A 20,534-nucleotide genomic window follows, 5' to 3' on the forward strand; every position below is an offset into this window, starting at 1 on the left:
GGGGTGGCGCCAGGGCCTGGACGACAGGCCCCGGACGACGGGGTCTAGGAGTGCTGCTCCGCCGACTTCGTCCGCTCCCGGGCCGTGGTCGGGACGGTGCCCAGCCGGCCGGCCTGGAAGTCGTCGAATGCCTGCTGGAGCTCGTGCCGGCTGTTCATCACGAACGGCCCGTAGTGCGCCATCGGTTCGCGGATCGGGCGCCCGCCGAGGAGGACGATCTCCAGGGCCGGGGCGTTGGAGTCCTGCGACGCGTCGGCCCGCACCGTGAGCGAGCCGCCCTCGCCGAAGACGACCGTCTGCCCGGTGTGGGCGGGCCTGCGGTCCTCGCCGACCGCGCCGCGCCCGGCCATGACGTACGCCAGGGCGTTGAAGTCCTCGCGCCACGGCAGGGTGATCTGCGCGCCGGGGGTGACGGTCGCGTGGATCATCGTGATCGGGGTGTGGGTGATGCCGGGGCCTTCGTGGCCGTCCAGCTGGCCCGCGATCACGCGGAGCAGCGCGCCGCCGTCCGGGGTGGTGAGCAGCTGGACCTGGCCGCCGCCGATGTCCTGGTAGCGCGGGGGCATCATCTTGTCCGAGGCCGGCAGGTTCACCCACAGCTGGAGGCCGTGGAACAGGCCGCCGGACACGACGAGGGACTCCGGCGGGGCCTCGATGTGCAGCAGGCCCGACCCGGCGGTCATCCACTGCGTGTCACCGCCGTTGATGACTCCGCCGCCGCCGTTGCTGTCCTGGTGGACGAAGGTTCCGTCGATCAGGTAGGTGACGGTCTCGAAGCCGCGGTGCGGGTGCCACGGGGTGCCCTTGGGCTCGCCCGGGGCGTACTCCACCTCGCCCATCTGATCCATCATGATGAACGGGTCGAGGTGCTGGTAGTTGATCCCCGCGAACGCGCGGCGCACCGGGAACCCCTCACCCTCGAACCCACCGGGAGCGGTGGTGACAGCCAGCACCTTGCGCGGGGTGACCGCGGTCGGCTCGGCCACGCGCGGGAGCGCCAACGGGTTCTCAACAGTCACTGCGGGCATGGTCAGGACCTCCTTCTGCGTCGAGTTTAGTTGAAACTCGAACTTTCTGCCACACCCGCGCTCAACGGAGGGGAGCCCGCGGGAATTCCCGCGCGGCGGCCAACCCCGGCGCGCGATCCCGCGTCCTACCGGTCGTGATCGATTTGTTCGGCGCCGACGACACGTCGGGCAGTGGGGAGCAGGGGGAGGACCGCAGGCCGGGCCCCTGGTGGCGGCACGTCCTCTTCGCCCTGGGCGTCACCGCGTGCGGGCTCGCCCTCGGCTGGGCCGCATCGGCCTTCCGCCTGGGACCCGCCGAGTACGGCATACCCGAGGCCGCCCCCGGCTCCCCCTGGGCCCTGCTCGCCGTGTGCGGCGCCGCGGGGCTGGTCGTGGCCGGGCTGCTGCGCGGGACCGCGGCGCGGATCCCCGTCTACGCACCGGGCCGGGTGGCCTTCGCCCTCGTCTTCATGGGGACCCGGCTCGTCCTCGGCTTCCGACCGGAGCCGGGACCGCTGGCCGCGGGGGCCGCCGCGGCGGTGCTGGCCGCCGTCGCATGGGCCGGGTACGCCGCACTGACCCACCACCGCGCCGGCCGGCCGGCGGCGGGCCGGAGTCCGCGGACGCCCTGAGCCGGGCGGGCGGCCGGCTGGCCGCTCAGCCGTACATGCGGCGCATGGCGTAGTCGACCATCTGCTCGACCGCCTTCGCGTCGAAGACCATCCGGTGGTCGCCCTCCATGTCGAGGACGAAGCCGTATCCGGTGGGCAGCAGGTCGATCACCTCCGCGCCGGTGATCACGAAGTACTTGGACTCCTTGCCGGCGTACCGGCGCAGCTCCTTGAGCGTGGTGAACATCGGGATGACCGGCTGCTGCGTGTTGTGCAGCGCCAGGAACCCCGGGGTGTCGCCGCGCGGGCAGTAGACCTTGGAGGTCGCGAAGATCTGCTGGAAGTCCTCGGCGGAGAGCGACCCGGTGGTGAAGGCCCGGACCGCGTCCGCGAGGGAGGGCGGTGACGGCTCGGGGTACAGCGGTGCCTGCCCGTAGCCCTGCGCGGGCTGCTGCGGGGCGTACTGCTGCTGGGCGCCCGGGTTCTGGTCGTAGCCGTACATGGGCCGAAGCCTACCGAGGCCGGGGGCACCGGGGCCGCCGAGTTCCGGTCAGCGGACCTTCAGCCCCGCGACGAAGCCGTTCCAGGCCGCCGCGGAGATGACGATGACCGGCCCGTCGCGACGCGTGGAGTCCCGGACGGGCACGAGTCCTTCAAGGCCGTCGGCCACCTCGACGCAGAGGCCCTCAGTGGCCGTGCTGTAGGTACTCTTCCGCCATGCGAGTGCGCTCACGTCGACGTGCGTGGTTGCCATTGCCGTAGTCCTCCGCTGCCGCCTCGATCATCTCCAGAGACGCCTTCGGCGGCAGAGCGGCCGCTCGGAGGCGGTTGTACGCCTGCTGGTACTGCCTCACGATGCCCGGATCGTCGATGATCTGGCCGCTGTACATGCCCTCCGTGTACATGACCGGGGAAGCGTCGCTGAAGCTCATCAGGAACGTCGATCCCATCATGAACGGATGCGCCCCGGCGTTACACGGGAGGATCTGTGGAATGTAGCGGCGACGCCGCGCCACGGTCGCCACGTGGGCCAACTGCTCCGCCATGAGCTGGTCTCCGACGATGGGCTGCCGAAGGATCGACTCGTGGAAGACGACCCAGGACACCGGCCCTTCGGGCTCTTCGAAGACCCAGGCGCGGGCACGGCGCGCATCGACCTTCCGCTGGACCACCGCTTCGTCGTCCCCGGGGTTGAAGGTGTGGATGATTTCCCGGATGTAGGGCTCCAGTTGCAGGGGGCCGGGAATGAGCATGGGTGACCATTCCTCGATGTCCCGGGCATGTGCCTCCATCTCAACGGCGTCCGCGAAGTAGGGCGCGTGCAGGCTGGCCCGCGCATTGCGGACGTCTTCGCACCGCCGCGCGAAGAAGCCGTCGGTCTTCAGCACCCGGTCGACGTGCCGGGCCAGGTCCAACGGCATGCGCCGATGCCCCCGCTCGATCTCGCTGAGGTAGCTGCCGCCGTAGAAGCTGCCCTCGACTGTCTGTCCGAGCGTGAGGCCCGCCGCTTCCCGCTTCCACCGCAACTCCTTGCCGTAGAAAGCCGGGACGCTTGCCGACCCGTCGATCTCCTTGCGTGCGGCCACTGTCGCCCGCCCTTCCACACCTCGCACTGTGGAACAAAAATCCTTCCCAAGCTACGCCGACCCGCGCCAGCCTGTGAGCAGTTCGTCACAGTCAGTCCCCACAGGAAGGCACTGCCATGGGCAGCCACCCCCACGACCACGAAGCCGCATCGGCCCTGGACAGCCTCCGCGCAGCCCTCGCGGCCCACGGGATCACCCTCCCCTCCCTCGACCTCCACCTCCCCTCCTACGCCGGGCGGTACGACTCCCCGCCCCTGATCAGCCTCGGCAACTGCAACCCGGCCACCGCCCGGCGACTGGTCGAAGCCCTGGCCGGCGGACGGTGAACGACCTCACCATCCGGATGGTCGCCACGCCCGGGGCCGTCCCCCTGGCCCGCCACGCCGTGCGCGAGCACCTCGGGACCGCCGCCTCGGCCGACGCCGAGCTCTGCGTCAGCGAACTGCTGGGCAACGTGATCGCCCACGTCGGCGACGGCACGCCCGTCACCCTGCGGATCACCGGAAGGGCAACCCGTACGCGGGTCGAGCTCACCGATCCCGACCCGCGCGTATGGCCCGTACTGCGGCGGGCGGGCGACGCCGACGAGTCGGGGCGCGGGCTCGCGCTGCTCGACGCCGTGGCGCTGCGGTGGGGGGTCCTCCAGGGCGTGCGGACCAAGACCGTCTGGTGCGAGCTTGACCCTGGTCACAGTGGGCCCGGAAGGGTTGCCGTTATTACCGGTGGGTAGCATCATGACATTACCGATTGGTATGTACGAGGAACCTGTCTCCCCGAGCCTTAACGGAGCCGTCGCCATGGGGCACTACAAGTCGAATCTCCGCGACATCGAGTTCAACCTCTTCGAGGTGCTCGGCCGCGACAAGCTGTACGGCACCGGTCCGTTCGAGGAGATGGACTCCGAGACCGCCAAGAGCGTCCTGTCCGAGGTCACCCGCCTCGCCGAGAACGAGCTGGCCGCCTCCTTCGAGGACGCCGACCGCAACCCGCCGGTCTTCGACCCGGCCACCAACACCGCGCCCGTCCCGGCCTCCTTCAAGAAGAGCTACGAGGCCTTCATGGACTCGGAGTACTGGCGCCTGGGCCTGCCGGAGGAGATCGGCGGCACCACCTCGCCCCGCTCCCTCATATGGGCCTACGCGGAGCTGCTGCTCGGCTCGAACCCGGCCGTCTGGATGTACTCCTCCGGCCCGGCGTTCGCCGGCGTCCTCTTCGAAGAGGGCAACGAGGCGCAGAAGAAGATCGCGCAGCTCGCCGTCGAGAAGCGCTGGGGCTCCACCATGGTCCTCACCGAGCCGGACGCCGGCTCGGACGTGGGCGCCGGCCGCACCAAGGCGATCCAGCAGGACGACGGCTCGTGGCACATCGAGGGCGTCAAGCGCTTCATCACGTCCGGTGAGCACGACATGGAGGAGAACATCCTCCACTACGTCCTCGCCCGCCCCGAGGGCCACGGCCCGGGCACCAAGGGCCTGTCGCTCTTCCTCGTCCCGAAGTTCCACTTCGACTGGGAGACCGGCGAGCTGGGCGAGCGCAACGGCGTCTACGCGACCAACGTCGAGCACAAGATGGGCCTGAAGGCCTCCAACACGTGCGAGATGACCTTCGGCGACCAGCACCCCGCCAAGGGCTGGCTGATCGGTGACAAGCACGACGGCATCCGCCAGATGTTCATGATCATCGAGTTCGCCCGGATGATGGTCGGCACGAAGGCCATCGCCACCCTCTCCACCGGCTACCTCAACGCGCTGGAGTACGCCAAGGAGCGCGTGCAGGGCCCGGACCTGGCCAACTTCATGGACAAGACGGCGCCCAAGGTCACCATCACGCACCACCCCGACGTACGCCGCTCCCTCATGACGCAGAAGGCGTACGCCGAGGGCATGCGCGCCCTGGTGCTGTACACCGCCTCCGTCCAGGACGCGATCCAGCTCAAGCAGGCCGCGGGCGAGGACGCCTCCGCCGAGACGGGCCTGAACGACCTGCTCCTGCCGATCGTGAAGGGCTACGGCTCGGAGAAGTCCTACGAGCTGCTCGCCCAGTCGCTGCAGACCTTCGGCGGTTCCGGTTACCTCCAGGAATACCCGATCGAGCAGTACATCCGGGACGCCAAGATCGACACCCTCTACGAGGGCACCACGGCGATCCAGGGCCAGGACTTCTTCTTCCGGAAGATCGTCCGCGACCAGGGCGCCTCCCTGAACGTCCTCTCCGAGACGATCAAGAAGTTCCTGGCCGAGGCCGTCGGCGGCGAGGAGCTGGCCCCGGCCCGCGACGCGCTCGCCAAGGCCGCGGTCGACCTCGAGGCCATCGTGGGCCAGATGATCGTCGACCTCACCGCCACCGGCGAGGACGTCAAGAACATCTACAAGGTCGGCCAGAACACCACCCGCCTGCTGATGGCCTCCGGCGACGTGGTCGTCGGATACCTGCTGCTCAAGGGTGCCGCCGTGGCCGCCGAGAAGCTCGCCACCGCCTCCGCCAAGGACGTGCCGTTCTACACCGGCAAGATCGCCGCCGCGAAGTTCTTCGCGGCGCAGGTCCTGCCCGGCGTCTCCGTCGCCCGCTCGCTCGCCGAGAGCGTCGACAACTCCCTCATGGAGCTCGACGAAGCGGCGTTCTAGCCCGCCCCGCACCACCGGCCGGGTCTCCTGTCCACAGGGGGCCCGGCCGCTCGCTTACCAGCGGGTTCTTCCGTTCTCGGTGGTTCATGGGACGCTCGTACGTATGAGTCCACAGGAGCAGCACAGCAGGGGGTACTCCGTCCCGACCGGGCGGCCGTACGCCCTGAAGGAGCTGCAGGCCGGCCTGGGCAGCCTCGGCGACCACCTGCGCGACCTGTACGACGGCGCGCACCCCGCCGAGTACGACGGCATCGCCGACGCGCTGTACATCGCCTTCCGGACGGCCGCCGGACTCGCCCCCGCCAGGAGCTACACCGGCTGCCCCGAGCACCCCAACGGCGCCCTCGACCCCGAGGCCCCCGACGGCTGGGGCCGCTGCCTCATCTGCAACGACCGGCGCCGGCTCGGCCGGCGCCTGCAGGGCGGCCGGCCCGCCGGCCCCGCGCCCGCGACCGAGCAGCGGCGCCTCGGCTATCCCGTACCGGACGGCCCGTACACCCTCGAATCGCTGCGCGCCCACCTGCGCACCGTCGAGGACCAGCGCTTCCACCTCTCCCTGTCCTCGCCCCCCGAGGACTTCGTCCGGATCGCCGACGACCTGCACCGCGCCTTCATCGTCGCCCGCGAGCTGTCCCGGCCCCGCAACGCCTCCGGCTGCTCCGAGCACCCCGGCGCGCCCATCGACCCCGACGCACCGCCCGGCGAGGGCTGTATCTTCTGCGCCGGACGCAAGAGACGCGCGCAGCGCTCCGCGCAGACCCCGGAGATGCTCCCGCGCATCCGCCGGGGCGAGCGCAGGCAGCTCCAGCGCCGGTTCGAGCGTCCGCCGGGCTGAGAACCGGCGGGACCGCGGACCATCCGCCCCGCGGTCCCGGTCCCCCGGCCATCCGCCGCAGCCCGGCCAAGGCGAACACGACCGTCGTTAAGGTGAACCACATGACCTCTCCCGCCCGCTTCGACCGCGGCCACACCGACGATCTGATGACCTTCCTGACGGCCAGTCCGTCGCCGTACCACGCCGTGGCCAACGCGGCCGAGCGGCTGGAGAAGGCAGGTTTCACTCAGTTGTCGGAAACGGACGCCTGGGACGCGGGGACCGGAGGCAGGTTCGTCCTGCGCGGCGGCGCCCTCATCGCCTGGTTCGTCCCGGAGGGAGCCGGCGCCCACACCCCCTTCCGGATCATCGGCGCGCACACCGACTCCCCCAACCTGCGGGTCAAGCCGCTGCCCGACACGGGCTCCCAGGGCTGGCGGCAGATCGCCGTCGAGATCTACGGCGGCGCCCTGCTCAACACCTGGCTCGACCGCGACCTCGGCCTGGCCGGGCGGCTGACCCTGCGCGACGGCTCCGAACGGCTGGTCAACGTGGACCGCGCGCTGCTGCGCGTACCCCAACTGGCCGTCCACCTGGACCGATCGGTGAACACCGACGGGCTCAAGCTCGACAAGCAGCGGCACATGCAGCCGATCTGGGGCCTGGGCGAGGTCCAGGAGGGCGACCTGATCGCCTTCCTGGAGGAGGAAGAGGGCCTGGAACGGGGCTCGGTGGCCGGCTGGGACCTGATGGTCCACTCGATCGAACCGCCCGCCTACCTCGGCCGCGACCGCGAACTGCTGGCCGGCCCGCGGATGGACAACCTGCTGTCGGTGCACGCCGGCGTCGCGGCGCTGGCGGCGGTCTCCACCGCGGGCGGACTGGACCACATCCCCGTACTGGCCGCCTTCGACCACGAGGAGAACGGCTCGCAGTCGGACACCGGCGCGGACGGACCGCTGCTGGGCAACGTGCTGGAACGTTCGGTCTTCGCCCGCGGCGGCTCCTACGAGGACCGCGCGCGGGCCTTCGCGGGCACCGTCTGCCTGTCCTCCGACACCGGCCACGCCGTGCACCCCAACTACGGTGAGCGGCACGACCCGACGCACCGCCCGCGGGCCAACGGCGGCCCGATCCTGAAGGTCAACGTGAACCAGCGGTACGCGACCGACGGCAGTGGGCGCGCGGTGTTCGCGAGCGCCTGCGAGCGGGCCGGGGTGCCGTGGCAGACCTTCGTCTCCAACAACTCGATGCCCTGCGGCACCACGATCGGCCCGATCACGGCGGCCCGGCACGGCATCCAGACCGTCGACATCGGCGTCGCGATCCTGTCGATGCACAGCGCCCGCGAACTGTGCGGCGCCGACGACCCGTACCTCCTCGCGAACGCCCTGGTCGCCTTCCTCGAGGGCTGACCCCCGGGAAGGCGACCGTGCGGGTCCCGGCCCGATCCGGGAAGACGCGCCCTGCGCCGCGCCCTTACGCCTCCTCGTCCATCCCGGCGAGGACGAGGGGCAGCCGGGCGGCCCCGCCGGCGGCGACGCGCACGGGCACGCCCCAGTCCTGCTGGTGGACGTGGCAGGCCGGGTACTCGTTGTCCGGATCGTCGTCGCAGGACGCCGCCATCGCGGAGACGTGCAGGACGCCCTCGCTGACCTCCGGGTTCAGCGCGAGCTCCCGGAACAGGTCGGTCCCCGCGCCCTCGCCCGCCGTGAGCAGCCCGGGCGGGGTCGAGGAGACCAGCAGCCGGGTGGACGGCCCGTAGCGGGTGTCGAGCTTCTGCCCGGCAGGCGCCTGGAACACCACGTCGAGGCGGAGCGTGCCGGGCGCCACCTCGGTGGCGGCGCGCTGCGTCCGGTGGGCGACCGCCTCCACCCGGACCGCGTCCTCGGGCAGCCGCAGCCGGGTCAGCCGGTGCCGGGCGGACTCGACGACCACGATGTCCTCGCCGACCAGGACGGCGTCGCTGGGCTCGCGCAGATCGGTGGCGAGCGTCGAGACCTCGCCGGAGGCCGGGTCGTAGCGGCGCAGCGCGTGGTTGTACGTGTCGCACACCGCGACCGAGCCGTCGGGCAGGGCGGTGACGCCCAGCGGGTGCTGGAGCAGGGCCTGGCCGGCGTCGCCGTCCCGGTGCCCGAAGTCGAACAGGCCGGTGCCGACGGCGGTGGTGACGGCGTAGCCCTCCTCGGCGGCGTGGACGTACCGGAGCGCGCTGGTCTCGGAGTCGGCGACCCACAGCCGGTCCCCGGCGGCCGCGAGCCCGGAGGGCTGGGCGAACCAGGCGTCGGCGGCCGGCCCGTCGTGCAGTCCCTCATTGGTGGTCCCGGCGGCGACCTCGACGGTCCCGGTGGCCGGGTCCCAGGTCCACAGCTGGTGCACACCCGCCATGGCGATCCAGACCCTGTCCTGCCACCAGGCCACGTCCCACGGCGAGGACAGGTCCACCTCCAGCGCGGGCCCCGAGGTCGGCGAGCCCTGCCACCACTGCCGGCCGGTCCCGGCGACGGTGTCGACCGCCCCGGTGTCCAAGTCCACCGTGCGCAGGGCGTGGTTGACGGTGTCGGCGACGACGACCCGCCCGTCGGGCAGCAGCGCCAGCCCCTGCGGCTCGCTGAAGCTCCCGGCGGTGAACCCGCGCTCCCCGCTGCCGATGCGCCGGACGACGCTCTCCGCGTCGGGCGCCAGCTCCACCAGCTGGTGCCGGGTCGAGTCCGACACCAGGAGGTTCCCGCCGGGCAGCACGAGCGCCTTCCCGGGGAACCGCAGGTCCCCGGCGACCGGCTCGGGCGCCACGTACGGCCCGTCCCCGCGCCGCAGCGTCCCCTTGGCCCCGTGCACGGCCTCCAGCTCCGCGACGAGCCGCTCGATGGCGTGCGCGTGCCCCTCACCGGCGTGCTGCGCGACGACGTACCCCTCGGGGTCGATCACCACGAGCGTGGGCCAGGCCCGGACGGCGTACTGCTTCCAGGTGGCGAGCTCGGGATCGTCCAGCACGGGGTGGTGCACCCCGTACCGCTCGACGGCGTCGACGACGGCGCCGTGGTCGGCCTCGTGCACGAACTTCGGCGAGTGGACCCCGATGATCACGACGGTGTCCCGGTGCTTCTCCTCCAGCTCCCGCAGCTCGTCGAGGACGTGCAGGCAGTTCACGCAGCAGAAGGTCCAGAAATCCACAACAACGCACTTACCTCGCAGGCTGGCGAGGGTGAGCTCTTTGCCGCCCGTGTTCAGCCAGCCGCCCTTGCCGATCAGCTCGGGGGCACGGACACGGGCACGCTTGCGGGGTGCGGGCGCAGGGGTGGGCGCCGAAGCAGCATCGTTCATTCTTCAAGCTTGCCATCCTGCTATGAACGTCGGATTACACGCGTGCGGCAGGACCCACGACAGGGGAGCGAAGGTTGGCCACGGACGAGGACGAGACGACTGCCGGCGAGACGGCGCGGACGGTGCAGGGGTTCATGACGCTGCCGGGGCCCGTGGAGGACCGCAGAGAGGTGTTCGCCGGATGCGTGGCGGAGGTCGTCCGGGTCCTCGGGCTCGATGTCGCTCACGAGCCGCAACTCGGCGATCCACGAACCTGGGTGAACCATGCTCGGACGGCGCTGTACAAGGCCTGCCGCCGGGACCTGATCCTTTCCGAGGAGTCCTTCCAGACGCTGGTCAAGGCAGCCGTCTACGACCCCGACCCGAGCTTCAACCGCCATTTCCTCGAGCCGGCGCTGAACGCGTTCGGGCGCGGGCGGGTCCAGGCCTCGCTGCTCGGATACCTGCGGGCGGGCACGGTCCTCGAGCGGGCGGGCGCGGCGAATGCCTGGTACTGGTCCGCTCTACCCCTGCGTATGCCCACCGTACGGGCGGAGCACCCCGCAGCCACCGGTCCGGCGGAGCCCGACGACGCCCCAAGCGTGGGGGCCGAGTGGTACGAAACCGCGCTACGCGAGTTCGTGAGCAACGAGCACCTGGACGTCCGGCGCTGCATCCTGCCAGGCCTGCCGCTCCGGAAGTCGGCCTATCCTCCGGAGCTGCACGACCTGGTGGACGCGGCCGTGGCGATAGCCCGGTCCCATCCGGACGAGTACATCCGCCACCGCGTGGAACACCAGGTCGGTGACTGACACCCTCACTGGGCACGCTCGACCACGGCGACTTCCGAGAACTCCCGCACGAAGGTCATGTGACCGGTACGGCCCGTGTGCTCGATACACATATCCGTGCACACGTCCGCGTTCCCGGTCGGCGCGGCAGTCCAGCGGCAGTCCGGGTTCAGGCACCGCGCCGTGGCCGTCGTCTCCGCCGAGGGGTGACAGCCACCCCAGTACGGGCAGCCACCGGGGGCTCAGCACCGCTTCGCACGGCCTACCGGCCCCTTAGCGGGGTCGTTTTCAAGGGCTCAAGGACGCCCTTACTCAGTGGCTGCAAGGGTCGGCAGCCCAAAAACGGGGCGGCACCCAGGGCACGTTTTCCGAGCTGGGGCCGGGGTCGCTGTGCGGGGTTCGCCAGAGCTTTGGGCATCCCGAGTGACGAAGTGACGGAATGACGATTACTTCTGTTCCATTCATGGAGACAACAACACTTCCATAAGAGGTAACCGGGCGGGAGCGTCATTTCGTCACTTCGTCACGCGTGTCCGCTGCCGACAGCTGGAAGGGTCACCCCGGTGCTCAGGCGGCGCTGTCGGTTCCCAGCTTCGCCCAATGAATCAGGATGCGTTGCTCAGGGATGATCCGCTGCCCGCGCACTCCCTTGGTCACTTCAACCCTGTCTATGGCGAGTGACAACCGGCCGCGCCGATCTTCGTTCGTCGCCTCAGCCCACGCCTCACGCAGGATGAGGCCGTCAAGCATCGGTGACACGTCCACGGACGGCATGGGGAGCTTGCGGAGATCGGTGCCAAGCCCTTCGATGCGCCCCCTCAGGCGCTCTGCAAGCCGGTTGTAGCGCTCCACGGCTGCGGGGCCGCTGAACTCACCGCGCACGTATCGCGCGTCCTCCAGATCGGCGAGGCGGGCTTCCTCATCCTGGATCTCAGCAGTAAGCGCATCACGTTTCGCGAAGGTCTCCGGGTCCACGCGGTGCACCCAGCGGTCTGCGATCGCGACAAGCAACGGGTCGTCCGGTTCGAGCGCTGGGAGCTTCGTGAGGAACTGTTCCGTCACGTACTGGTCCACCGCTTCAGCCAGCGCCGACGCTCCGATGCACTGGTTGCCCGCGCGGCGAGCCATGCACTGGTAGCTGCCTCCCACGCGGTGCATTCGGCGACCGCAGCCGGGTACCGCGCAGAAGACGAGTCCCGTGAGCAGCGCCGTCCCCTCGGGCTTCGGCCGCCGCTTTCCTGCGTGCACGAACGTCCTGGATTCCAGGGTGCGGATGATCTGTTCACGCTCTCCGACCGTGATGATCCCCTCGCCGATCTCGACGGTGTCCAGAGTCTCGGGATCGCGGTACGGAAAGACCCTGCCCGTGTACTTCCGCTCACCGTCGTCCGTCTCGACGGTCTCGGTCTCCGGCATCAGGCCGGCGAACGCTGGCGAGCGCAGGAGCTGCATGATGCTCGCCGCGTTCCACTGCCCGCCTCTGGGCGAAAGAATCTCGTACTCGTTGAGAAGTCGGGCGATCTTGACCAGCGACGTTCCGGCGAGCGCTTCATCCGCGATGAGACGGGCGTGGACGGCGTGCTCCGGGTCATGGACGAGCTTCTTGGTCTGCGGGTCGATGAGCAGCCCGTACGGAGGCTGTCCACCGATCCACTGACCCTTGCTGCGTAGGTAGCGCTAGGCATGGCCGACGCGTGTGCCGAGATTCTTCGACTCGGATCGGGCGAGTTCGGCGAGCATCGCCACGACCATGCGCGCCGAGTCGTTCGAGGTGTCGAGACCGTCCACCACCGAGACGAGACGGCCGCCGGCCTTCTCGATGTCGTCCAGCACCTTGCCGACCTGGCCGATGCCTTTGCGGGACAGGCGGTCCAGCTTCCAGACGATCAGCGTGCCCACGACGCCCGCCGTTACGGCCGCCAGCGCGGCGTCGAAGCCCTTGCGCTCAACGGTCTTGTAGCCGGAGCGCCCTCTGTCTATGTGGACCTTGCGGACGGCCAGTCCGTTGCGTTCGGCCCAGGCACGGCAGTCGGCTTCCTGCCGTTCGATTGCGGTCTTGCCGTCCCGGTCAAGAGACAGGCGGAGGTACAGGTCACAGATCGCGTCTTGGTGCACACACTCAGCGTGACGAAGAGTTCGTTGGTTCGTTGTCGATTTTCAGAAATCGAGGATGGCGATCCGACCGCGCAGGTCGGCGAGGGTGAGGTCCTTGCCCCCGGTGTTGAGCCAGCCGCCCTTGCCGATCAGCTCGGGGGCACGGACACGGGCACGTCGGGGTGCGGACGCGGCAGAGTTCATGGCTCAAGGGTGCCACCCCGGCATGTGCGGGAGGACGCCGCCGGCCGGGCCGCGGGCGGCTGCCCGGCGGCCGGTCGCGGCGTCAGCCGAGGAAGGAGTGGAGCGACCGCGTGAGGGAGGTGAGGAACGCCTCCTGGAGGGCCGGCGGGAGCAGGTCCAGGGACAGGTAGGGGTTCAGGTCCTCCAGTTCGACCAGGAGGAGTTCGCCGGAGGGCGCCCGGCAGGCGTCGACGCGCTGGATGCCGTGGGCGAGGGTGTTCCACGCGATGAACGAGCGGGCGAACTCCAGGTCGGCGCCGGTGGGTTCGTACGGCCGCAGTTCCCAGCGGCGGTCGGGGTCGGGGGCGTGGAGGGCGTACTGGAAGGCGTCGTCCACGAAGTAGAAGGACACCTCGTACGCGAAGTCGATGCGCGGCTGGATGAGGATGTCACCCGCCGGGCCGGACGGCTCCGCGGTGAAGGACAGCCCTATGGAGTCGGCGCCCTGCTTGGGCTTGACCGCGTAGACGGGCACCCGGGGCAGCTCCGCCAGCCGGGCGGGGTCGTCGATCGTCGGGATGACCGGGTACCCGGCGGCCGTGAGGTCGAGCAGGTACTGCTTGCCCGCCATGTCGCCGCGGCCCGTGAGCGGGTTGTAGACCTTGGTCCCGGCGGCGAGGGCGGCCGCGCGGAAGGAGTCGTACGCCTCCTGGTGGTGCAGCACCGGTCCGCTGTTGCGGACGATCACGGCGTCGAAGCCCGGCATCAGGCGCTCCGCGTCGAGCGGGTGGCACAGGGCCAGCGGGAAGTGCTCGCGCAGCCGGGCGGTGAGGAAGACGTCCTCGTCGCCGTAGCGGCGGCCGCGCGCCGGGTAGGCCAGGTCGGTCACGTACAGCAGGGGCATGGGGGCAACCTATCCGGGGCCGGGCCGCCGCCCGGGAGGCGGGGGCGGGGCCGCGGTGGCCGCCGCGGGTGCGGGTCGGGGTGGTGGCGGGGCCGCGTAGCAGTGCACGCTCACCGTTCGGTTCGGGCCCCACCGCTGCTCGACGGTGGCCAGGCGGCTCCAGCCGAGCCGCTCGTACAGGGCGGCGGCGGCCGTGTCGGAGGCCAGGACGTCCAGGACGGGGTGCAGCGCGCGCTCGTGCGCGCCGCGCACGGCCCGCGCCAGCAGCAGGGCGCCGGTCCCGCGGCCGCGGTCCGCGGGGGAGACGAAGAGGCGCCCGACGACCGCGGTGCGCGCGACGGGCACGCCCGAGCGGTGGCTCCACAGGGCGGGCGCCGCGTCACCCGCTCCGCTGCGCGAGAGCGCGACGTGGCCGCTCACGCGGCCGTCGCGGTGGGCCACCCAGGCGTCGAGCTGGTCGGGCGGGGCCAGCCAGCGGGCGGGCCGCTCGGGCCAGTGCAGCGGGTAACCGTCGTGGGCGTGAACGGCGGCGAGCACTGCGGCGCACGCGTCGAGGTCGGCGGGCTCGCGCCGCCGCAGCACCCCGGCGCACGCGTCCGGATCGGCGGGTCCGCGCCTTTGCAGGGCCGCAGGTTCCCGTTCGGGCCCGGTCACGGGGCCGTGGGCGGGCGGAGGCCCAGCACGCGGTCCTTGAGGGCCGGGAACCGGTCGCGGGTCTCGGGGACCTTCGCCGGGTCGAGGTCGACGGTGAGGACGTCCTCGCCGGGGCCCGCCTCGGCCAGCACCTCGCCCCAGGGGTCCACCACCAGGCTGTGCCCCGCCTGTTCGACGCCCGCGTGGGTGCCGGCCAGCCCGCAGGCGAGGACGTAGCACTGGTCCTCCACCGCCCGCGCGCGGTTCAGCAGCGTCCAGTGCGAGCGGCGCCGCGCGGGCCATCCGGCCGCGACGACCATCGTGGTGGCGCCGGCGTCGACCAGGCCGCGGAACATCTCGGGGAAGCGCAGGTCGTAGCAGGTGGCGATGCCGAGGGTCTGTTCCGGCAGTTCGACGGTGGTCAGACAGTCGCCGGCGGCCATCAGCACGGCCTCGCCCTGGTCGAAGCCGAAGCGGTGGATCTTCCGGTAGGTGGCGGCCAGCTCGCCCGCGGGGGAGAACACGAGGGCGGTGTTGTACAGCGAGCCGTCGCCCGCGCGCTCCACGACCGACCCGGCGTGCAGCCAGACGCCGGCGTCGCGGGCGGCCTCGGACATCGCCGCGCGGGTCGGGCCGTCCAGGGGTTCCGCCTCGGTCTCGAACCGCTCGTAGGCGAAGGCGCCGACCGTCCACAGCTCGGGCAGGACGACGAGGTCGGAGGCGGCCTGTTCCCGCACGAGTTCGGCCGCGCGGGCACGTCGGGAATCCACCGACTCGCCCTCGTTCACCGCGATTTGAATCAGCGAGGCGCGCACATTACCACCGTCCTGGCCTTCCGGCCGTCAACTCGGGCCTACGATCGTCACACGAAAGCACTGCCGGGGTGCTCACCGGCAGCGTAGTTTTGGAAACCGAGCCTGATGTCCAGAGCTTCGAGAACGCGCCACTGAACAGCACCGCGAGGGGTCCCGTTGACCGTCCATCCCAGCCTTCAGCCCTATGCCGACGCGTGGACGCACTCCATCGAGGCGATATCCGAGCTGGTCCTTCCGCTGACGGAGGGCGAGTGGAACCGGGCGACGCCGTGCCCGGGCTGGTCGGTCCGTGACGTCGTGTCACACATCATCGGCATCGAGTGCGAGCAGCTCGGCGACCCGCGGCCGATCCACACGGTCGCCCGGGACCTGCGCCACGTGGTGGACGAGTTCAGCCGGTACATGGAGGTGCAGGTCGACGTACGGCGCCACCACACGGCGCCGGAGATGACCTCGGAACTGGAGTACACCGTCATCCGGCGGTCGCGGCAGCTGCGCAACGAGAAGCGGGATCCGGACACGCTGGTGCGGGGTCCGCTGGGCGACCAGGTGACGCTGGAGCAGGCGCTGCGGCTTCGGGCGTTCGACGTGTGGATCCACGAGCAGGACCTGCGGGCGGCGCTGGGCGTGCCGGGGAACTGGGACGCGCCGGGTGCGTATGTGGCACGGGACGTCCTGCTCGAGGGGCTGCCGAAGGTGGTGGCGAAGCGGGCGGGGGCGCCTGCCCATTCGGCGGTGGTGGTCGACGTGCACGGGCCGCTGGAGTTCATGCGGACGGTCCGGGTGGACGGGGACGGGCGCGGCACGGTGGACAAGACCCCGTCGCTGGGACCGGCCGTGACGCTCACGCTGGACTGGGAGACGTACGTGCGCCTCGCCGCGGGCCGGGTCCGCCCGCGCGCCGTCGCCGACCGGGTGAAGGTGGAGGGCGACACGGAGCTGGCCGAGGCCATCCTGGCCGGGTTCGCCGTCACTCCGTGACCCCCCGCCCCGGGCCTACGGCGACCTGCGCCCCGACGCCTCCGGGAGGGGGCGCGCGGGGGCGTGGCGGTCCGGTCCCGGGGCCTTCGGTGCGGGGATCGCGGCCCGGGCGCCGGCGGCTTCGCGGGACAGGGCCCGGCCGCGCAGCCGGAGGATCTGGCTGACGCCGAGCGCCTGCACGGCGAACACCGTCGAGAACGCGATGCGGTAGTCGTCGCCGGTGGCGTCCAGCAGGACGCCCACGGCCAGCAGGGTGGTCATCGAGGCGATGAAACCGCCCATGTTGGTGATCCCGGAGGCGGTGCCCTGACGCTCCGGGGGGTTGGCCGGGCGGACGAAGTCGAAGCCGATCATCGAGGCGGGCCCGCAGGCGCCCAGCACCAGGCACAGGGTGACCAGCAGCCACATCGGGGCCCGTTCGCCCGGGTGGGCGAGAACCGCGCCCCACAGCAGGGCCGTCAGGCCCACCGTGCCCAGGGCGAGCGGGATCCGCGCGGAGGGGCGGCGGCCGACGATCTGCCCGTAGACCAGGCCGAGCGCCATGTTGGAGGCGACCACCAGCGTCAGCAGCCCGCCCGCGGTGGTGCGCGACAGCTCCTGTGCCTCGACCAGGAACGGCATCCCCCACAGCAGCAGGAACACCATCGCCGGGAACTGCGTGGTGAAGTGCACCCACAGGCCGAGCCGGGTGCCCGGTTCGCTCCAGGAGGCGCGGATCTGGCGGCGGACGAAGCCCCCGCCGGTGCCCCGCGCGACCGGCGGCGGCGCGTGCCCCTCCGGGTGGTCGCGCAGGAACAGCACCAGCGGGACCAGCACCACGAGCCCCGCCGCCGCGCTCCCGGCGAAGGCCGGCACCCAGCCGACCCCGTGCAGGACGGGCGCCAGGACGAGCGTGGAGACGAGGTTGCCCGCCATGCCGACCAGCCCGGCCAGCTGCGCCATCAGCGGCCCGCGCCGGGCCGGGAACCACCGGGTGCCGAGCCGCAGGACCGAGATGAAGGTCATGGCGTCTCCGCAGCCCAGCAGGGCGCGGGCCGCGAGGGCCGTCTCGTACGAGGGGGACAGCGCGAAGCCGAGCTGTCCGGCGGTGAACAGGACGGCTCCGAGCGTCAGTACCCGCTTGGTGCCGAGCCGGTCCACCATCAGACCCACCGGTATCTGCATCCCCGCGTACACCAGGAGCTGGAGCAGCGAGAAGGTCGCCAGCGCCGAGGCGTTGACGTGGAAGCGGTCGGCGGCGTCGAGTCCGGCCACGCCCAGGCTGGTCCGGAAGATCACCGCCACGAAGTAGACGGCGACGCCGATCGACCAGACGGCGAGGGCCTTCCGCCCGCCGGGCGGGTCGAGAGCGCTCACCGGGTGTCCCCGCGCATCAGGGTGGCGACCCGGCCCAGGTGCGCCCGGACGCAGGCCGCCGCACGGTCGGCGTGGCCCGCCCGCAGCGCCGCCAGGATCTCGCGGTGTTCGGCGAGGTTCTGTGCGACCCGGTCCGGGTGGGCGTGCATCACCGCGACGCCCATCCGCAGCTGGCGGTCGCGCAGTTGGTCGTAGAGGCGGGAGAGGATCTGGTTCCCGGCGTGCCGGACGATCTCGGCGTGGAAGCAGCGGTCCTCGACGGCGAAGGCGGCCAGGTCACCGCTGTCCGCGTGCCGTTGCTGCGCCCGCAGCAGTTCCTCCAGCCGGTCGAGCAGCGCGTCCGGGGCCGGGACGGCCCGCCGTACCGTGAACTCCTCGACCAGCAGCCGGGTTTCCACCACGTCGGCGATCTCCTGCGCGGACACGGGCAGGACCAGGGCGCCCTTCTTGGGGTAGAGCCGGATCAGCCCCTCGGTCTCCAGGCGCAGCAGCGCCTCGCGCACCGGGGTGCGGGAGACGCCGACGGCCTCGGCGACCTCGCCTTCGGTGAGGAGCGTGCCGCCCTCGTACCGGCGGTCGAGCACACCCTGCTTGATGTGGCGGTAGACGCGGTCGGCGGCGGGTGCGGGTGCGGGTGCGGGCGAAACCATGCGCACAGCATAGATACATGATGTGTACAGCCGTATCGCGTCTCGGCATCCGAGATCCCGAGATCCCCGGGCTCCGCGACTCGCGACTCCCCGGCTCCCCGACTCCCCAAGTCCGCGACTGCATCGAAGGGTGCAGCCCGGGTTCGTCCGCCGGCAGGACGTGGCCGTCCCGGTCCGCCGGGACGCTGGAGTCATGGCCGACACCCTGACCACCGTCCCGGTGAGCCGCACCTCCGCCCGGCTCCCCCTCCTCGACGTCCTGCGCGGCGCCGCCATCCTCGGCACGCTCATGACCAACGTGTGGATCTTCGCCTCGCCCGGCGCGGAGTGGGGCGTGCTCCAGGGCGGTCCGCACAGCCCCGATCCCCTCGCGGACCCCCACGTGGCGAACATCGCCGAGAGCGTCTTCCGCTTCCTCGCGGACGGCAAGTTCCTGGCGCTGCTGACCGTCCTGTTCGGGGTGGGCCTGGCCATCCAGTACGACTCCGCCGCCCGTCGCGGGGAGCCGTGGCCCGGCCGCTACCCGCGGCGCGCCGCGTTCCTCTTCGTCGAGGGCACCGTGCACTTCGTGTTCGTCTTCGCCTGGGACGTGCTGATGGGGTACGCCGTCACCGCCCTCCTCGTCGCCTGGCTGCTCGCCCGCTCCGAGAAGGTCCGCCGGCGCGCCATGGGGGCGGCCGCCTGCCTGCACCTGGCCCTGCTCGCCGTGCTGACGCTCGCCGCCCTGTGGAGCCGGAGCGATGCGGACGGTGCGGACGGTGGGCCGCAGGGACCGGACCCAGCCGCCGTCGAGCTGTACGCCCACGGCGGATACGGCGAGCAGATCGCCTTCCGGCTGGAGAACCTGCCCATCCTGCGCATCGAGCCCGTCTTCTCCTTCGCCCTGCTGGTCTTCCTCTTCCTGCTCGGCGTCCGGCTGCACCGCGCGGGCGCCTTCACCGCCACCGCCGAGGGCCGCCGGCTCCGGGCCCGGATGGCCGCCTGGGGCATCGGCCTCGGACTGCCCCTGAACGCCGCGGCCACCCTCGGCGGCGACGCCTTCTTCTTCCTCGGCCGCTACGGTGCCGCGCCGCTCCTCGCCGTCGGCTACATCGGCCTGATCGGCGTCGCGCTCGACCGGCGGTGGATCCCGCGGCCCGTCACCACCGCCCTTTCCTCGATCGGCCGCACCGCCCTGACCTGTTACGTCACCCAGAACCTGGTGTGCATGCTGGTCGCGTACGGCTTCGGGCTGGGACTGGCCTCCCGGCTCGCCGGGACCGGGCCGTGGTGGGTGATGGGACTGTGGGCGGCCGTCGGGCTGACCCTGGCCGCCGGGTCCTGGCTGTGGCTGCTCCGCTTCGAGCGGGGCCCGCTGGAATCCGTCCAGCGGTTCGCGCTGAGGTGACCCGGGCGCCCGTTCCCGACGCGGCACCCCCTACGGCAGTCGCGGCCGCACCGCCTCCCACGCGTCGGCCACCTCCGCCAGGGGGTCGTCGTCGGCCAGGTACGGGCGCAGGAGGGCCAGCCGGGCGAGCAGGACCTTGATGCCGCGCAGCCGCACGATGCCCGCCCGGGGCAGGTCGCGCCAGGCGTCGGCCTGCGCGGCCGCCTGCTGCGGGGTCAGGTCGATCAGCGCGAGCAGCTCCCGGCACACGGCCGCCGGATCCCCGCCGCGGCCCGGCCCGAACTCCCGGATCAGATAGGCCCGTACGGCCGCCGGCTCGGCCGCGAGGGCCGGCGAGCCCGCCCCCTCGGCCCGCGCACAGCGATGCACCGCGGCCACCGCCACCCGGCCCCAGCGCAGCCGGATCGCGTCCGGCAACCGGTCGTCGCGCATCGACCCCGCCGCCAGCGCGTACAGGGCCCGGGGGGCGGGCTCGTCGTCCAGCGGCGGGCCGGTGGCCAGCCACGCCTCCAGGTCGGCGAGCGCGTGCCCGCCCGGCGGCACCGAGGTCAGCACCTGGCCGCGGCTGAGCAGCGCGACCACGACGCCCGTGAGGTGAACCTTCGCCACGTGCCCCGCGCCGAGGGAGGCCGTGGTGCGCCCGTACCGCTCGATGCGGCGCAGTCCGATCCGCAGCTGGCCCACCGCGTAGACCTGGCCGGCCCGCGCCACGCCGCCGACGCAGCGGAGCAGGCACACCCCGCCCGTGGCGTCGGCCTCCTCGACGGAGTACACCTGCAGCTCGGCTATCGGCAC

Annotated in this window: 23 protein-coding genes; 9 read left to right on the forward strand and 14 right to left on the reverse strand. The window is 71.8% G+C overall.

All coding sequences use genetic code 11. From position 1 onward, the window contains the following. Nucleotides 1–44 precede the first annotated feature (44 nt). A complete protein-coding gene (locus AC07FY_RS11255) occupies nt 45–1,028 on the reverse strand; it encodes a pirin family protein (protein WP_479003842.1) in 984 nt (327 codons plus the stop codon). A 134-nt stretch (nt 1,029–1,162) separates the two neighbouring features. Here AC07FY_RS11255 and AC07FY_RS11260 point away from each other — a divergent pair, with 134 nt between their 5' ends. Next, a complete protein-coding gene (locus tag AC07FY_RS11260) occupies nt 1,163–1,639 on the forward strand; it encodes a hypothetical protein (RefSeq protein ID WP_479003844.1) in 477 nt (158 codons plus the stop codon). A gap of 25 nt (nt 1,640–1,664) precedes the next feature. Here AC07FY_RS11260 and AC07FY_RS11265 read toward each other — a convergent pair whose 3' ends face one another. The 3 genes from AC07FY_RS11265 to AC07FY_RS11275 are packed head-to-tail and all read right to left on the reverse strand — an operon-like array spanning nt 1,665 to nt 3,204. Further along, a complete protein-coding gene (locus AC07FY_RS11265; protein ID WP_479003847.1) occupies nt 1,665–2,120 on the reverse strand; it encodes an SseB family protein in 456 nt (151 codons plus the stop codon). Between the two features lie 48 nt (nt 2,121–2,168). Further along, complete coding sequence (locus AC07FY_RS11270; RefSeq protein WP_479003849.1) at nt 2,169–2,372, reverse strand: DUF397 domain-containing protein; 204 nt, start codon at nt 2,370–2,372, stop codon at nt 2,169–2,171. Next, complete coding sequence (locus AC07FY_RS11275; RefSeq protein WP_479003852.1) at nt 2,305–3,204, reverse strand: helix-turn-helix domain-containing protein; 900 nt, start codon at nt 3,202–3,204, stop codon at nt 2,305–2,307. The genes AC07FY_RS11270 and AC07FY_RS11275 overlap by 68 nt, the downstream gene beginning before the upstream one ends. 116 nt (nt 3,205–3,320) lie before the next feature. Here AC07FY_RS11275 and AC07FY_RS11280 point away from each other — a divergent pair, with 116 nt between their 5' ends. The 5 genes from AC07FY_RS11280 (at nt 3,321) to AC07FY_RS11300 (ending at nt 8,057) form a co-directional block, all read left to right on the forward strand. Further along, nucleotides 3,321–3,530: a hypothetical protein gene (locus AC07FY_RS11280; protein ID WP_479003855.1), complete on the forward strand. Its 210-nt coding sequence runs from the start codon at nt 3,321–3,323 to the stop codon at nt 3,528–3,530. After that, nucleotides 3,527–3,934 (forward strand): ATP-binding protein, encoded by a 408-nt coding sequence (locus AC07FY_RS11285; RefSeq protein ID WP_479003858.1) that lies wholly within the window; start codon nt 3,527–3,529, stop codon nt 3,932–3,934. The genes AC07FY_RS11280 and AC07FY_RS11285 overlap by 4 nt, the downstream gene beginning before the upstream one ends. A 67-nt stretch (nt 3,935–4,001) precedes the next feature. Then, complete coding sequence (locus tag AC07FY_RS11290) at nt 4,002–5,828, forward strand: acyl-CoA dehydrogenase (protein WP_479004530.1); 1,827 nt, start codon at nt 4,002–4,004, stop codon at nt 5,826–5,828. A gap of 103 nt (nt 5,829–5,931) precedes the next feature. Continuing rightward, on the forward strand, nt 5,932–6,663 hold the full coding sequence (locus AC07FY_RS11295) for a hypothetical protein (protein WP_479003861.1): 732 nt from the start codon (nt 5,932–5,934) through the stop codon (nt 6,661–6,663). Nucleotides 6,664–6,764: 101 nt separating this feature from the next. After that, the gene (locus tag AC07FY_RS11300) at nt 6,765–8,057 is read left to right on the forward strand and encodes a M18 family aminopeptidase (protein ID WP_479003862.1); all 1,293 of its coding nucleotides are present in this window, start codon (nt 6,765–6,767) and stop codon (nt 8,055–8,057) included. Nucleotides 8,058–8,121: 64 nt separating this feature from the next. Here the strand turns inward: AC07FY_RS11300 and AC07FY_RS11305 are convergent, their stop codons facing one another. Further along, nucleotides 8,122–9,966 carry an NHL domain-containing thioredoxin family protein gene (locus tag AC07FY_RS11305; protein WP_479003865.1) on the reverse strand — a complete coding sequence of 615 codons (1,845 nt, stop codon included), beginning with the start codon at nt 9,964–9,966 and terminating at the stop codon, nt 8,122–8,124. Between the two features lie 74 nt (nt 9,967–10,040). On the opposite strand from AC07FY_RS11305, the gene AC07FY_RS11310 reads away from it, so the two are divergent. After that, nucleotides 10,041–10,757, forward strand: a complete 717-nt coding sequence (locus tag AC07FY_RS11310; RefSeq protein ID WP_479003867.1) for a hypothetical protein — start codon at nt 10,041–10,043, stop codon at nt 10,755–10,757. A 546-nt stretch (nt 10,758–11,303) separates the two neighbouring features. Here the strand turns inward: AC07FY_RS11310 and AC07FY_RS11315 are convergent. The 6 genes from AC07FY_RS11315 to AC07FY_RS11340 all read right to left on the reverse strand — a co-directional run bounded on the left by AC07FY_RS11315 (nt 11,304) and on the right by AC07FY_RS11340 (nt 15,365). Beyond that, nucleotides 11,304–12,386 carry a recombinase family protein gene (locus AC07FY_RS11315; RefSeq protein WP_479004533.1) on the reverse strand — a complete coding sequence of 361 codons (1,083 nt, stop codon included), beginning with the start codon at nt 12,384–12,386 and terminating at the stop codon, nt 11,304–11,306. 27 nt (nt 12,387–12,413) lie between these two features. After that, on the reverse strand, nt 12,414–12,851 hold the full coding sequence (locus AC07FY_RS11320; protein WP_479003870.1) for a recombinase family protein: 438 nt from the start codon (nt 12,849–12,851) through the stop codon (nt 12,414–12,416). Between the two features lie 42 nt (nt 12,852–12,893). Beyond that, nucleotides 12,894–13,034, reverse strand: coding sequence for a hypothetical protein (locus AC07FY_RS11325; protein WP_479004582.1), 141 nt, complete (start codon nt 13,032–13,034; stop codon nt 12,894–12,896). Between the two features lie 82 nt (nt 13,035–13,116). After that, on the reverse strand, nt 13,117–13,917 hold the full coding sequence (locus AC07FY_RS11330) for an ATP-grasp domain-containing protein (RefSeq protein WP_479003873.1): 801 nt from the start codon (nt 13,915–13,917) through the stop codon (nt 13,117–13,119). Nucleotides 13,918–13,926: 9 nt separating this feature from the next. Further along, a complete protein-coding gene (locus AC07FY_RS11335; RefSeq protein ID WP_479003874.1) occupies nt 13,927–14,571 on the reverse strand; it encodes a GNAT family N-acetyltransferase in 645 nt (214 codons plus the stop codon). Next, nucleotides 14,568–15,365, reverse strand: a complete 798-nt coding sequence (locus AC07FY_RS11340; RefSeq protein WP_479003877.1) for a carbon-nitrogen family hydrolase — start codon at nt 15,363–15,365, stop codon at nt 14,568–14,570. Before AC07FY_RS11340 ends, AC07FY_RS11335 begins: the two co-directional genes overlap by 4 nt. Nucleotides 15,366–15,521: 156 nt before the next feature. Here AC07FY_RS11340 and AC07FY_RS11345 point away from each other — a divergent pair, with 156 nt between their 5' ends. Next, nucleotides 15,522–16,346: a maleylpyruvate isomerase family mycothiol-dependent enzyme gene (locus AC07FY_RS11345; protein WP_479003880.1), complete on the forward strand. Its 825-nt coding sequence runs from the start codon at nt 15,522–15,524 to the stop codon at nt 16,344–16,346. 15 nt (nt 16,347–16,361) lie between these two features. Here AC07FY_RS11345 and AC07FY_RS11350 read toward each other — a convergent pair whose 3' ends face one another. Further along, on the reverse strand, nt 16,362–17,702 hold the full coding sequence (locus AC07FY_RS11350) for an MFS transporter (RefSeq protein WP_479003881.1): 1,341 nt from the start codon (nt 17,700–17,702) through the stop codon (nt 16,362–16,364). Continuing rightward, the gene (locus tag AC07FY_RS11355) at nt 17,699–18,352 is read right to left on the reverse strand and encodes a GntR family transcriptional regulator (RefSeq protein WP_479003883.1); all 654 of its coding nucleotides are present in this window, start codon (nt 18,350–18,352) and stop codon (nt 17,699–17,701) included. The genes AC07FY_RS11350 and AC07FY_RS11355 overlap by 4 nt, the downstream gene beginning before the upstream one ends. A 193-nt stretch (nt 18,353–18,545) precedes the next feature. On the opposite strand from AC07FY_RS11355, the gene AC07FY_RS11360 reads away from it, so the two are divergent. Next, nucleotides 18,546–19,739 (forward strand): DUF418 domain-containing protein, encoded by a 1,194-nt coding sequence (locus AC07FY_RS11360; protein ID WP_479003886.1) that lies wholly within the window; start codon nt 18,546–18,548, stop codon nt 19,737–19,739. Between the two features lie 30 nt (nt 19,740–19,769). Here AC07FY_RS11360 and AC07FY_RS11365 read toward each other — a convergent pair whose 3' ends face one another. Continuing rightward, nucleotides 19,770–20,534 carry a hypothetical protein gene (locus tag AC07FY_RS11365; protein ID WP_479003889.1) on the reverse strand — a complete coding sequence of 255 codons (765 nt, stop codon included), beginning with the start codon at nt 20,532–20,534 and terminating at the stop codon, nt 19,770–19,772.

Source organism: Streptomyces sp. NPDC045967 (genome assembly GCF_056430495.1).

Bases quoted from the DNA above. Each gene is read 5' to 3' on its own strand.
- AC07FY_RS11295 (WP_479003861.1), top strand. From the start codon at position 5,932: ATGAGTCCACAGGAGCAGCACAGCAGGGGGTACTCCGTCCCGACCGGG.
- AC07FY_RS11290 (WP_479004530.1), top strand. From the start codon at position 4,002: ATGGGGCACTACAAGTCGAATCTCCGCGACATCGAGTTCAACCTCTTC.
- AC07FY_RS11280 (WP_479003855.1), top strand. From the start codon at position 3,321: ATGGGCAGCCACCCCCACGACCACGAAGCCGCATCGGCCCTGGACAGC.
- AC07FY_RS11325 (WP_479004582.1), bottom strand. From the start codon at position 13,034: ATGAACTCTGCCGCGTCCGCACCCCGACGTGCCCGTGTCCGTGCCCCC.
- AC07FY_RS11305 (WP_479003865.1), bottom strand. From the start codon at position 9,966: ATGAACGATGCTGCTTCGGCGCCCACCCCTGCGCCCGCACCCCGCAAG.
- AC07FY_RS11255 (WP_479003842.1), bottom strand. From the start codon at position 1,028: ATGCCCGCAGTGACTGTTGAGAACCCGTTGGCGCTCCCGCGCGTGGCC.
- AC07FY_RS11265 (WP_479003847.1), bottom strand. From the start codon at position 2,120: ATGTACGGCTACGACCAGAACCCGGGCGCCCAGCAGCAGTACGCCCCG.
- AC07FY_RS11330 (WP_479003873.1), bottom strand. From the start codon at position 13,917: ATGCCCCTGCTGTACGTGACCGACCTGGCCTACCCGGCGCGCGGCCGC.
- AC07FY_RS11360 (WP_479003886.1), top strand. From the start codon at position 18,546: ATGGCCGACACCCTGACCACCGTCCCGGTGAGCCGCACCTCCGCCCGG.
- AC07FY_RS11270 (WP_479003849.1), bottom strand. From the start codon at position 2,372: ATGGCAACCACGCACGTCGACGTGAGCGCACTCGCATGGCGGAAGAGT.
- AC07FY_RS11355 (WP_479003883.1), bottom strand. From the start codon at position 18,352: ATGGTTTCGCCCGCACCCGCACCCGCACCCGCCGCCGACCGCGTCTAC.
- AC07FY_RS11300 (WP_479003862.1), top strand. From the start codon at position 6,765: ATGACCTCTCCCGCCCGCTTCGACCGCGGCCACACCGACGATCTGATG.